The organism is Clostridium thermarum, from assembly GCF_006351925.1.
Lineage (GTDB): Bacteria > Bacillota > Clostridia > Clostridiales > Clostridiaceae > Clostridium_AU > Clostridium_AU thermarum.
In genome coordinates this window covers 942,836-954,919 of the sequence record NZ_CP040924.1, presented here as the reverse complement: position 1 = coordinate 954,919, position 12,084 = coordinate 942,836, and the positions used below count along the sequence as shown (strand labels likewise).

8 protein-coding genes are annotated in these 12,084 nt (G+C 37.4%); 4 read left to right on the top strand and 4 right to left on the bottom strand.

What is annotated here, in order from left to right:
- Positions 1-137 precede the first annotated feature (137 nt).
- The 3 genes from FHY60_RS04080 to FHY60_RS04070 all read left to right on the top strand — a co-directional run bounded on the left by FHY60_RS04080 (position 138) and on the right by FHY60_RS04070 (position 3,737).
- Positions 138-587 carry a hypothetical protein gene (locus FHY60_RS04080; protein ID WP_139903697.1) on the top strand — a complete coding sequence of 150 codons (450 nt, stop codon included), beginning with the start codon at positions 138-140 and terminating at the stop codon, positions 585-587.
- 196 nt (positions 588-783) lie between these two features.
- Positions 784-2,817 (top strand): helicase-related protein, encoded by a 2,034-nt coding sequence (locus FHY60_RS04075; protein ID WP_139903696.1) that lies wholly within the window; start codon positions 784-786, stop codon positions 2,815-2,817.
- A 164-nt stretch (positions 2,818-2,981) separates the two neighbouring features.
- Positions 2,982-3,737 carry a glycerophosphodiester phosphodiesterase gene (locus FHY60_RS04070; RefSeq protein WP_139903694.1) on the top strand — a complete coding sequence of 252 codons (756 nt, stop codon included), beginning with the start codon at positions 2,982-2,984 and terminating at the stop codon, positions 3,735-3,737.
- Between the two features lie 37 nt (positions 3,738-3,774).
- On the opposite strand, the gene lacZ is transcribed toward FHY60_RS04070, so the two are convergent.
- The gene (lacZ, locus tag FHY60_RS04065) at positions 3,775-6,912 is read right to left on the bottom strand and encodes a beta-galactosidase, LacZ type (protein ID WP_139903692.1); all 3,138 of its coding nucleotides are present in this window, start codon (positions 6,910-6,912) and stop codon (positions 3,775-3,777) included.
- Between the two features lie 171 nt (positions 6,913-7,083).
- Here lacZ and FHY60_RS04060 point away from each other — a divergent pair, with 171 nt between their 5' ends.
- Positions 7,084-8,022, top strand: a complete 939-nt coding sequence (locus FHY60_RS04060; protein WP_139903690.1) for a transposase — start codon at positions 7,084-7,086, stop codon at positions 8,020-8,022.
- A gap of 272 nt (positions 8,023-8,294) precedes the next feature.
- Here the strand turns inward: FHY60_RS04060 and FHY60_RS04055 are convergent, their stop codons facing one another.
- The 3 genes from FHY60_RS04055 to FHY60_RS04045 form a co-directional block, all read right to left on the bottom strand.
- Positions 8,295-9,389 (bottom strand): toxic anion resistance protein, encoded by a 1,095-nt coding sequence (locus FHY60_RS04055; protein WP_139903688.1) that lies wholly within the window; start codon positions 9,387-9,389, stop codon positions 8,295-8,297.
- Between the two features lie 157 nt (positions 9,390-9,546).
- Positions 9,547-11,196, bottom strand: coding sequence for a YceG family protein (locus tag FHY60_RS04050; protein WP_139903687.1), 1,650 nt, complete (start codon positions 11,194-11,196; stop codon positions 9,547-9,549).
- Between the two features lie 249 nt (positions 11,197-11,445).
- Positions 11,446-11,793 carry a DUF5658 family protein gene (locus tag FHY60_RS04045; RefSeq protein WP_243122219.1) on the bottom strand — a complete coding sequence of 116 codons (348 nt, stop codon included), beginning with the start codon at positions 11,791-11,793 and terminating at the stop codon, positions 11,446-11,448.
- Positions 11,794-12,084 lie beyond the last annotated feature (291 nt).

Below are 12,084 nucleotides of genomic sequence, written 5' to 3'. Positions count from 1 at the left end.
AGCTGTTATGTAAGTTTATACTGTATATAAACATTATATACAGTATAAACAGGTATGTCAATGGGATATGTACCATAAAATTGAAACTTGCATAATATATACTAGTGCTAAGAAGTAATTTATTCGGAGTTGAGGTCATGAATTTTAAATATGATTTTAGAAAAATAGCTAAGTCTATCAGTGACGGAGCGGCAACTGCAGCCAAAAAATCCACTGAGCTCTATGAGATCAGCAAGCTTAACTTATCCATACAGGCTCAAAAGAGAACCATAAAGGATCTGGAAGAAAAGATAGGGCATATTATCTATAAAAGGTATAGGGATAAAGGCCATGGTATGGGAAAAGCTAATGGTAAAAGCAGAGAAAAGGATCAAAATAATGACTGGGATGACATCAAGTACAAAATAGCCCTTGATGAAAAGATAATTAAGCTCTGCAAGAAGATCGATGAGGCCTATGAAACTATCAATTCCCTAAACAAGAAGATCGAAAGAATAAAAAAAGTACGGATTTGCGGCAAGTGCGGCCTTGAAATTCCCGCTTCAGCTGACCAGTGTCCCTACTGCAATGTTTCCCAGGATGACTGAGATGGTGTATAATTAATCAGGGGACGGTTCACAACTTTTCCACCTTTTTCAGGTTAAAAGGGTGGGGACGGTTCACAACTATTCTACTTTGACGAGCTTATCCTATATGATAAACTTTGGAAAGGAGGGTTTGGTTTTTTAACTGTATAAACCCATTTGCACCACCATTTATATACGGTTAGATAAGCCACAGCTTATGAGATTACTGAATAACATCAAAGATGAGTACAATTTATACAGAGCAAAGCTGGAACAAAATGATTTACGATATATCATGGAAGCTGAGAAAAAGTTAATCCGCCATCTCAGCTGGATTAAGTCTATTTTTGCGGAGCACGCACAAAATAAGAAGATGCTACAAGAACTACAAGGAAAGAAAAAGCTTAAGGCAAAGGAAATGCGTTTAAGGAATGATTTAATAGCGGAGATAACTGTTATTGAGCGGGAATGGCAATTCCTTGAGGAGGATTATGGCTTTATTAAAGAACTCATGCTGAAGTCCTCAAGGCTTCTTTGGGAAAAATACAGCCATGAGCATGATATTCCCCATACTTTTGATGAAATTATAGGCAGTGAGAAAAATTTAAAATTCTACTACAATCAAGGTATCATAAATACTTATAAGATCCGCTTTGTGCCTAAAGTTTTGAGTGATGACATAAGAAAGGCTTTCCCGGACCATCCAAAGGATGAATTTACTGAAGCTCGGGCCATGCATAGACAATTTTATATTCATGAAGGAGGTACCAATTCAGGTAAAACCTATTCCTCCATCATGCGGCTAATGTCGGCAGAAAGCGGGCTTTATCTGGCACCGCTGAGACTTCTGGCTCTGGAGATTTTTGATAGGCTTAATGCTAATAATGTGCCCTGTCATCTTAAAACCGGCGAAGAAGAAATTATCATACCAGCTGCAAGGCATACCTCTTCCACTGTTGAGAAGGTTGATTTGCAGCACGATTATGAGGTTGTGGTCATTGATGAAGCTCAAATGCTGGCAGATGTACAGAGAGGGGCGGCCTGGACCAGGGCCATTCTTGGTGTAAGAGCAAAGGAAGTACATATTTGCTGTGCTCTTCATGCTACGGAAATAGTCAAGAAGCTGGTGGAGGATTGTGGGGACAGCTGGGAGGTTATCACTCACATTAGAGATACGGAACTTACCGTGGAAAGAGATGAATTCCGCTTTCCATCATCTGTGAAGGATGGAGATGCCCTCATTGTCTTCTCCAGAAGGTCAGTTTTGACTGCGGCTGCAGCCCTAGAGGAAAAAAATATCTCCTGCAGTATGATATATGGCAGCCTGCCTCCTGAAACCCGAAGAATGCAATTTGAGAAATTTCTGTCTAAAGAAAATAAGGTTTTGGTATCCACTGATGCCATTGGCATGGGTGTTAATTTACCCATAAAGAGAGTGGTGTTTTTAGAGAAGGATAAATATGATGGTATAAAAGAGAGGCCGTTATATACTTCAGAGATTAAGCAAATCGCCGGCAGAGCGGGCAGAAAAGGGATATATGACCAGGGCTTTGTGAATACCATTTATCAGGAGGAAAAAAAGCAGATTAGCCATGCATTAACTTCACATGAGAACCCCATAGAAAAGGCCTTCCTAGCACCTACCGAAGACATCTTAAAAGTTGATGGTGAATTAGAAACCAAGCTGAAAGTTTGGGCTTCCATAGATCCTATTGAAGAATTTTACGAAAAGATCAACGTGGATAGACTCATAAATCTTATTTCCATCATTAAGCAGATGGGCATTTTCAAAAGAATCACTCAGGAAGAGGTATTTAAGTGCATCAATATCCCCTTCGATGAGGATGAAGATGCCATACTATATCTATGGAAGGATTATGTCCGCATAATTGCCAAGGATACAGATGAAAACACTCTGTTTAAGCCCTCCTTCCCGGAAGAAGAGCTCTTAAATCTTGAAATTTACTATAGAAAAATTGATTTGTATTACTCGTTCGCTAAAACTTTTAATATGGATATGGATGAAGTCTGGGTAAAAGAAGAGCGAAGACGGGTTGCCAAACTGATCGATAAGCATCTGAAAGAACGAATTCGAAGGTATAAAAAGCACTGCAGAGCCTGTGGTACTCCCCTGCCCTGGAATTTTATGTTCCCACTCTGCGACCGCTGCCACAGCCTTAAGGTTGCAGGAATGCTGGATGAGGATGATATGGACTTTGGGTTCGAAGACCTCAGCTGTGATGATATTTAAAATTAGGGGACGGTTCACAACTTTACTATACTTAGCGATGATTTACGACAAAGATCCCTTGAAAGCAACATGAGCTTTCAAGGGTAACTTTTATTGATTCTCACTGATTTTCAATTATTTAAAGTTTACACTGTGCAAAATGCACAAGATAGGAGGAATATATTATGACCCTTAACTATGCCCACCGGGGTGCTTCAGGCTATTTTCCGGAAAATACTATGATTGCCTTTGAAAAAGCTATTGAGCTTGGATGCGATGCTATCGAAACAGATGTTCAAATGACTTCTGACGGCGTGTTAGTATTAATTCATGACGAAGATGTCAGTAGAACAACCGATGGATCTGGCCTTGTTAAGGACTATACTTTCAATAATCTTCGAAAACTCAGCGCTGGCTCATGGTATGACAAAAAGTTTTCATCAGAAAAAATCCCAACTGCCGAAGAACTTATTCTGCTGACAAAGTCTAAAGGGATAAAAGTAAACTTTGAATTAAAGACTGGGATTGTCCTATATCCCGGCATAGAAGAACAAATTATTAATTTGATATATAAGTATAATATGGAACATCACGTGGTTTTATCAAGCTTTAATCATTATTCTATGGTGCATTGTAAAGAAATAGATAAAAACATAACCACAGGTTTGCTCTATGTTGAAGGCTTGTACCGTCCTGCCCTATACTGCAAGTCCATCAGCTGTGATGCAATTCACCCCGACTATCACACAGTGACAGAAGAAATAGTCCGGGAAGCAAAGCAAAATAGGATTTTAGTAAACGCCTACACTGTAGATGATGAAAACATAATGAAAACAATGTTAAGTTGGAAAATAGACGGTATTATAACCAATTATCCTGATAAACTGGCCAAGCTTAAGGAGGCTTGCCAACGTAAGAAAAGTTGTGAACCGTCCCCATAATTTTCGGGGCTGCCCTTGAGCAGCCCGTATTCTTATACTATACAATAGGTTTTATACTATAACTGTATTCATAAACTCTGTTAGCCGGCAAGGTGAATTCGCTGTGAGTTCTTGCGCCCCAGCTGTCATCGCCGCCTACTCCCATCTGCTTGTAGTTTACTCTTATGACAGTTTTGTCACTGACAGGAAGCTTATAGTGATGATCTACACCTTCCAGCTCTTCCGGAGTATACGGAAGCACATTGATTTCAAGCTGTGGATGGCCTATGACCCTTATGCCTCTTCCCTTTTCATCTGTAACTTGAGCCCATCTCACCTCAGTCTTATTGCCGCATTCTTGAGGTTTTAGGTATGGTACCATCTGCTGAGCAACTTTGCCTTGGTATATACCTATTTTTGCTCCCCTATTTCTGTCCCAATAATTCTCATGCGGTCCTTTCCCATACCACTGAAGATTTTCATACTTTTTATCCATCACCATCATCATACCTATTTCAGGAATTTCAGGCATATTCTCTCCCGGTATCAGTACTTCATTAATATCAATAGTTCCATCCCCAAGTATATTGTAATTAATCCTGCATCTAGATCTTGTGGAAGTTAATAAGTATTCAATAGATACTTTTACAGAATCGTGTCCCTCTTTGACCGCCATATGAAGCAGCTGTTTATCTTGACCCTCAGTTCTCCATAGGCCTGCTCTGTCTTGTAGCCTGTTTCCATTATCATTGTCAGTAATTGCCCTCCAGAAATTAGGAATTGGCCCTTCTCTGAATATATCGAAATCCTTATAGATGTATGATGAAATATTACCTGTTGTTTTATTGAATCTTACAGAAAAATCTTCTCCTTGAACTTTTAGTTCATTTTCGTTCTCAACCAGATTTAAATTTCCACCTGCAATTTCTTGATGGATAACCTCTAAGGCCGGTATGGGCAGTAAAAATTGCTCAAAGGCTATTTCATGACCGCCTTCAGCCCATGGAGTATCTTCCTTTAATATAAGGCTGACAGTCAATATATATTCTTCATCTAAAGAAGTCTTAGTCATAAATGGATATGGAATATTTATCACTTGTGACTGCAGCGGCGCAACATCAATATTTTGCAGGCCCTTAATTACTTCTTCGCCATTCTTACATACATTCCAAGCCAACTTAAACTCGTTTAGATTTGTGAAAAGGAACTTATTTATTATCCTAATATCACCAGTTTCTAAATTAACGGCCTCAATTTGTACATTTTGATAGCACTTCTTAACTTCAAAGATCTTTGGAGTTAAGCTTCTGTCAGCAAAAACAATCCCATTACCTGAAAAGTTGCCGTCATTTGGCCAATCTCCAAAGTCTCCACCATAGGCAAGATAATCTATCCCTCCTTCAGTTTTAGTTCTTAGAGCCTGATCTATCCAATCCCAGATGAAGCCGCCTTGTACAATATCGTATTTGTCTGTTAATTCCGTATACTTAAACAGATTTCCGCAGGAGTTGCCCATGGCATGACTATACTCACAAAGCATAAAAGGTTTCTTGGGATTATTTCTGACATATTCCTCTATATCCTGTGGTTTGGCATACATTCTGCTTTCCACATCTGATGCAGCCTCTGATGGCCTATAATTAAACACTCCCTCGTAGTGGACAACCCTTGATGGGTCCATTTCTTTAAAGAAATCATGCATCTTGATAAAGTTCTCTCCACCAAAGGCCTCATTTCCAAGGGACCATATCAATATGGACGGATGATTTTTATCCCTCTGCAGCATGCTGTTACATCGGTCCAGCAGGGCCGGCGTCCACATAGGATAATCAAAGGGAAGAGCAGTCTCCGGTGTTATTTTCCCCTGTCTTTGCCAAGTTCCATGGGTCTCTAAATTATTTTCATCAATTACATAAAGCCCATACTCATCACAAAGATCATACCATAGGGGGTTGTTCGGATAATGGGAGGTTCTAACTGCATTAATATTATGCTTCTTCATCAATATGATGTCTTTAAGCATCTCATCATATCCGATGGCTCTGCCCTTGTCGCAGCTGAATTCATGTCTATTTGTCCCCTTGAAGACTATTCTCTTTCCGTTAATTTTCATAACTCCATCTTTAATTTCAAATTTTCTAAAGCCTATTTTGCAGCTCTCAGTTTCAGTAATTTGCCCGTCCTTGTCTCGCAGGATTAATACCAGGGTATACAAATTAGGCTTTTCTGCACTCCATTTTTTAGGATTTGATACATCAGTTTTAATTTCTATTACTTTATATTCAACATTATTTAGATCTACTTTTAATGATAGAGGTTCCTCCAGTATTTCATTTCTGTTTTTATCATAAATTCTTGCTTCAAGAGTTAATGCAGAATTAACGTCGTTATGAGAATTCTCATCTGCTCCGGTGACATTGTAGTAGGTAACTTTTGCTTTTATAGTGAGCCTTCCATCTTCATAGTTCTCATCCAAATCCGCATGGGCACTGAAGTCATATATATGGTATTGCGGTGTTGAATATAAATATACATCTCTGAAAATCCCGCTAAGTCTCCAAAAATCTTGATCCTCTAGCCAGCTGGCATCGCACCAACGGTATACTTCTACAGCAAGCTTGTTGCTGCCTTCTCTCAGGTATGGCGTTATGTCAAATTCTGCTGGGTCAAAGGTATCTTCACTATAGCCTACAAAATCTCCGTTTACCCATACATAAAAAGCTGACTCCACACCCTGAAAACTAATGTAAACCGGCTGTTTTTTCCACTGGTCAGGCACTGAAAAGTATGTTACATATTGACCAACCGGATTATACTTTACCGGGGCAAAAGGTGGCTTGATATCCTCTTTGCCTTCCCAAGGATATGTGATGTTTGTATACTGTGGGTAATCATAGCCCTGCAGTTGCCAATGTCCAGGCACGTTTATCTCATCCCACTGTTCACAGTGGTAGCTATCTCTATAAAAGTCAACTTCTCTAGTGGATGGACTCTCAGCAAATCTAAACTTCCATCTTCCATTTAATAATTTATAATAATTGGAAAGTTCTCTCCTACCTTCCAGAGCTTCTTCTATGGTGTTATAAGGTATTAATGTCGCATGTGCTTCCATTCGATTAATTTCATATATCTCAGGATTATTGTTCCACTCAGGGTAACCGTTCTTTGGTGGATTATACATAAATTTTTGCTTCAATTTTAACACTCCTTCTTGTTATGTATAGAGTTATTCTATCCTTATTGGGGACGGTTCACAACTATTCCTACAAATTTATTGTAGAATAGTTGTGAACCGTCCCCTTTTTTGATTAAATCTCTTTAATTCCGTCAATAATTTAAAAAATAAATTTGTTACGAGGTGATAACTATGCCTAGAACCGCAAGGAAAAAGTCCCCAGCCGGTATTTATCATATCATGGTTAGAAGTATCAGTGAAATTATGCTATTCCGCAACTCAAAAGACAAAGAAAGATACTTAGCAATTTTGAAAAAGTACAAAGAGATCTATCTTTTTGAAGTTTATGCCTATTGTCTTATGTCAACCCACGCCCATATTGTCATTGATTGTTGTGCTGCCGATATCAGTAAAATCATGAAATCAATAAATCAGAGCTATGCAGCCTATTATAACATAAAATATCAGAGACATGGCCATGTGTTTCAAGACCGATTTAAGAGTAAGTTGGTTGATAACGACAACTATCTCTTGAATTTAACTGCGTACATTCATAATAATCCAAAGGATATCAAAGGTTATGAAAACAATGTTCATAAATACAGTTATTCCAGCTTTGGTATTTATCTTGGGATACGGTCTGACAAGTATGATATCTTAAATTATACCCATATACTTGATTACTTCAGTAAAGATATAATAAAAGCTCGTTCCTCATATGTAGATTTAGTAAATAGATTATACACTGCTGTCAATCTCAAAGAAATTGATAAGGACATAGAATTTACTCCTCAAAGCTTTGAATATCGCAGCGAAAGAAACATTATACTGAGAAATATGCCCCCTGAGGAAATAATTAATTACATCTCAAAGGTTTCTGGTATTAAATTTGATCCTCGCTTGAAACATTCACGAAAAAATACTGAATTAAAAGCCTTGTTTGTAATTATCATGCGCTCTTTAACTGATGCAAGCCTAACAAAAATATGTACTTATTTTAGTAATATAACACTAAGTAATGTTTGGAAACTTTCTGAGATGGGATTCCGCTTACTTACAACAAATATCAAGTATATGCATATTATAGATGATTTAGTTAGTAAGTATAGGAATTACATCCCATCCCCCTAATCTATAATCATTTACTATGATTTTGCTTTCTTAAGTATATTAGTAAGCATTACTCAAAAAAAATATGTAAATTTAATCATTATTAATAAACCAGTTTTTATAGACAAGCTCCTTTATGACTAGATAAATTTCATAACTAATATTTCGCTTAAACAGCTCTTTACTTATTTTCGCCATCAAACTTAATTTAAATTAAATTTGTACAAACTTCTTCGAAAAGTTAGTCTAGTTGTGAACCGTCCCCTCAAAAAAGGATACCTTCAGGTATCCTTTTAAGAGCTTGGGTTCAGTGATTTTCTTTTTAGTTTTTCCGTCATGTCGTCCAGTTTTAATAGGCCTTGTTCTCTCAGTCTCTTGTTTTCTTCTTCTATTCGCTTGGTTTCTTCTATACCTTCCATGATTGTATTCCAAGTTTTCTCCAGAGTATCTATTCTTACACTGGTGCTACCGGCCAGTTTTGCTATGTCAATGCTCTGATTCTTTATGTTTTCTGCGTTTTTCAGCAGTAATTCGTTAGTGGTTCTGTCCAACTCAGTAAGGGAGTCTGATACTATTCGCTGTCTCTTTAGGGCTACAGCCTGAACTATACCGTTTTTGAATACCGGTATTGTAATTATGAAGGCTGAATGAATTTTAGAAACCAGCTTGTAGTTACCTCTTTGTATCATTCTGATTTGAGGTGCCGTCTGCAGTGAAACCATCTTAGCTGTTTCCAGGTCGTAAACTCTTTGCTTCATCATCTCAATAGCAGTTTTCATATTTTCCAGGTTCATATAGTCCATCTGGTCCCCGGTGGCTGCAGCTTTTGCCTCCAGTGCAGGCAGGTCTTCATTTTCCAGTTTCTCAATCACTAAGTTACCGGCTACAATATACTTCTCCAATTCTTGATAGTACTGAAAATTTTGCTCATACATATTGTCCAACATTATGTTAGCATCATTGAGATCGTTCTTGTACTTTCCAAGTTCAACATAAATCTTGTCAATTTCAGAACCTATGGTTTTATATTTTCCCATTACCTTTTCAATGCTCTTCATTGGCTTATTGAACAACTTTCCAAAGAAGCCCTCAGGCTTATCTTCGAAGTCCTGCTTGTCGAACTTCTTCATGATATTGGTCAGCTCTTTGATCATAATACCTGAGCTCTCTACGGTATTAGTTTTCATGGTCTTAAGTATCTGGTCGGCAAACTTTGATATTTCCTGTGCCGGCTGATTACCGTACTCCAAAATGGCGTTAGCATCCTTCACGTTAATGGCAGATGCTATTTGAAGCACCTCTGGAGAGCGTCTTAGCTTCTCTTTGATGCTTATAACCCTCTGTTCGGTATCATCTTCCTTAATTTGCATTATTTCGTTATCGGCCATAATTCCTCACTCCTATAAATCTTAATAATTATTAAAGTCATACCAGTCAATGATTATTTATTAATTTACTCTTGCATACATTAGTATTCTGTACAAATCTAATTTTCCCTTCATATATGACATCTAAGTAGTCTTACCAGATAGAAAAATTTTAATATTACTTACCAAAAATACTCTTGAAAAAGCCCTTCTTTTTTTCCTGATATTTTTTGAAATCAAGATTGAAGCTGACTTTTTCCAGATGATGCACGTCGTAGATATCGGGATATATATAAGTTTCTATATCTGTATAGCCTGATGGGTTATAGATCATTATATCAACTCCCATGGCATTCATAAAGGAAAGCATTATGCAGTCCTCATAGGAGACATTTCCGTTCTTTTCATTATTGTATATAACAATTTTCGGTACCTGATCCGGATAGTCAAAGCTTTGGAGCAGCTGCAGCATTGACAGATCCAAATTTATAAGTACAGAAAAGATATCTACCTGAAAATCTCTGAAGGGTTGATTTTCCACATTATATACCACGGGATTCAAGCAAAGCTGCTTGATCTTCTCGGCAATGGCCCTTTGAAGGCCTATTCTCAATTCTTTATACTTCCACCAGGACATTTTCATCAATTTATTTGTGTCAAAGTCTGCCTTACCATGCTCAGGATAGACCTGTTGAAGTTTACCATACTCCAATGGTACAACCTCAATGATGGGAAGCTTATTTATAAACTTTGTATTTTTCTGTTCTACAATTTCATTAACTTCCTTCCAGTACTTGTCGATATCCTCATGAGTGCCGCTGATCTTGGCAAAGATGTTGGGTATAAATACAGTTTTATTTTCCACCTTCCAGCCATCTCGGATCATTGCCTTTTCCTTGGCCCAGAGATTTACCTCCTCATAGGTGGTTCTCATGGTAAGTGACTGAATACTGTAATCCGCAAACTGCCATGGCCTATAGAAGCTTCCGCTCTCATCGAACAGGGTCTTGTTTAGTTCCTCTCTGGCGTTGTAGGCTGTAGTCTTTATTCTGTCCTTTAGTTCCTGGGGAAAGTCTTTTATTTCTCCACGGTTCAAATATATTATTTCTCTGGAGAAGGCATTAAATTTGTCCACTTGGGCAATGCTTCCCGCATTTATCGGGTTGAAATATAATACATCACAGCCAAGTGTTGACAAAAATATGAGGAAAAAGGCCTCTTCCGGTGTTATGTTCCCATAATATAAAACCTTTGGATTGATATCAATATAGTTAAAATTGTCAAAGAGTCCTTTGCTGTATAAATTGAGCCAATGAACTCCGTAGTTTAGCACCAGCTTGAATTCCTGCATTTGTAGCTCCGCCCTGGTTCTCATATAGTAGTCAAGCATTACCTTAAAATAATTCTTCATCTGCAGGGTAAAGGCTGGATTAGACATGGACGGAAACAGGCCTGCATTATCGATGGCATTGACAATATATGAACTGTCGATACCGCTGTCAAAATTAATGTTTTTTCCTATTTCGTTCAGCTTATTCTGCATGGATAAGCCAATATTTCTATCTAAGCCCTTGTCAAACCTCATGTATAGTCTGGTAAAGGTCCTTATATCCCTATCAATTTTATATAAATTGTTGTAATATTCCTCTTCATTAGTCTTAATACCCAGGAATCTGTAGAAATACCTTGGTATCGAAATGACATAAGAGTTATAATTGAAGCCTCTTCTGTCCTTTACCGGTGTCTTTATATCCCGCATCATGTCATCGCTGAGCTCTGAATTTATAGCTTGAATATCTAGCTTATTAAAATCAACTTTATCTACCATTATTTCTCAGACACCCTCCCTTTCTTCCTTTATCCTTCTCGGCATTGTTGGCAACTTATTGTCGGCAACTTATAAAAATGACCGATATTAATAGTATATCAATAATCCGCCGAAAATGAAAGTTAGTAATTGGGGACGTATCACACTGAAAAACTCTTTTGCCGTAAAAATATAGCTCATATATTATACGACTGCTGTCTAAACATTGACTTTCTGCAGTCATATAAAAATATAAGCTAAACTTCTCATCTAAACAAGGTAAAGAATGCTCCATATTATATGGGATACATTTATCAAAAGGTAGTATAATAAACATCCGTTTATGACAATGTTTGAAATCTTTTTTTGATTTTCATCCGCTTTCTGAATTCTTATAGCCAGTATCAATATAAGTACAAAAGGCATAATTGCTTTTACAGCCAAGCTTAATGAAGTATCTTCCACAACATTTCTCATAACGATGTTTGCTTCCATATAAAGACCGGTGTTCAGCAAAACTAGGGTAAAAATTATGTCTGATAGGTTTAGTACATATATTAACGCTAGTTTTATCCTTAGTCTTAACAGGTCATAGCCTGCAAAGAATCTTACAAGCACGTCAATACCTCCAATATTTAGTTGATACAACAAAGCTATAGGGATTAAACTCAATAAGACCTTGGCGATTTATGTCGTGTGACTAATATTCTTAATTTATAATTTCCTTGATTTTCTAACTATATGTATTAACAGCTACCATATTATAAGTATTCTTTTTGAAATTAAATTATGCTGCATCAGTTGATATGATTCTACTCAGATGGACAAACATGTAAAATCCTTGTAGCCAACAATCATAATCCAAGATATTTTGTAGCTTATGAAAATGGACCGGATTTCTAAATAAGC

Coding starts and splice junctions, on each gene's coding strand:
- FHY60_RS04080 (WP_139903697.1), top strand. CDS start 138: ATGAATTTTAAATATGATTTTAGAAAAATAGCTAAGTCTATCAGTGAC.
- FHY60_RS04075 (WP_139903696.1), top strand. CDS start 784: ATGAGATTACTGAATAACATCAAAGATGAGTACAATTTATACAGAGCA.
- FHY60_RS04070 (WP_139903694.1), top strand. CDS start 2,982: ATGACCCTTAACTATGCCCACCGGGGTGCTTCAGGCTATTTTCCGGAA.
- FHY60_RS04060 (WP_139903690.1), top strand. CDS start 7,084: ATGCCTAGAACCGCAAGGAAAAAGTCCCCAGCCGGTATTTATCATATC.
- FHY60_RS04055 (WP_139903688.1), bottom strand. CDS start 9,389: ATGGCCGATAACGAAATAATGCAAATTAAGGAAGATGATACCGAACAG.
- FHY60_RS04050 (WP_139903687.1), bottom strand. CDS start 11,196: ATGGTAGATAAAGTTGATTTTAATAAGCTAGATATTCAAGCTATAAAT.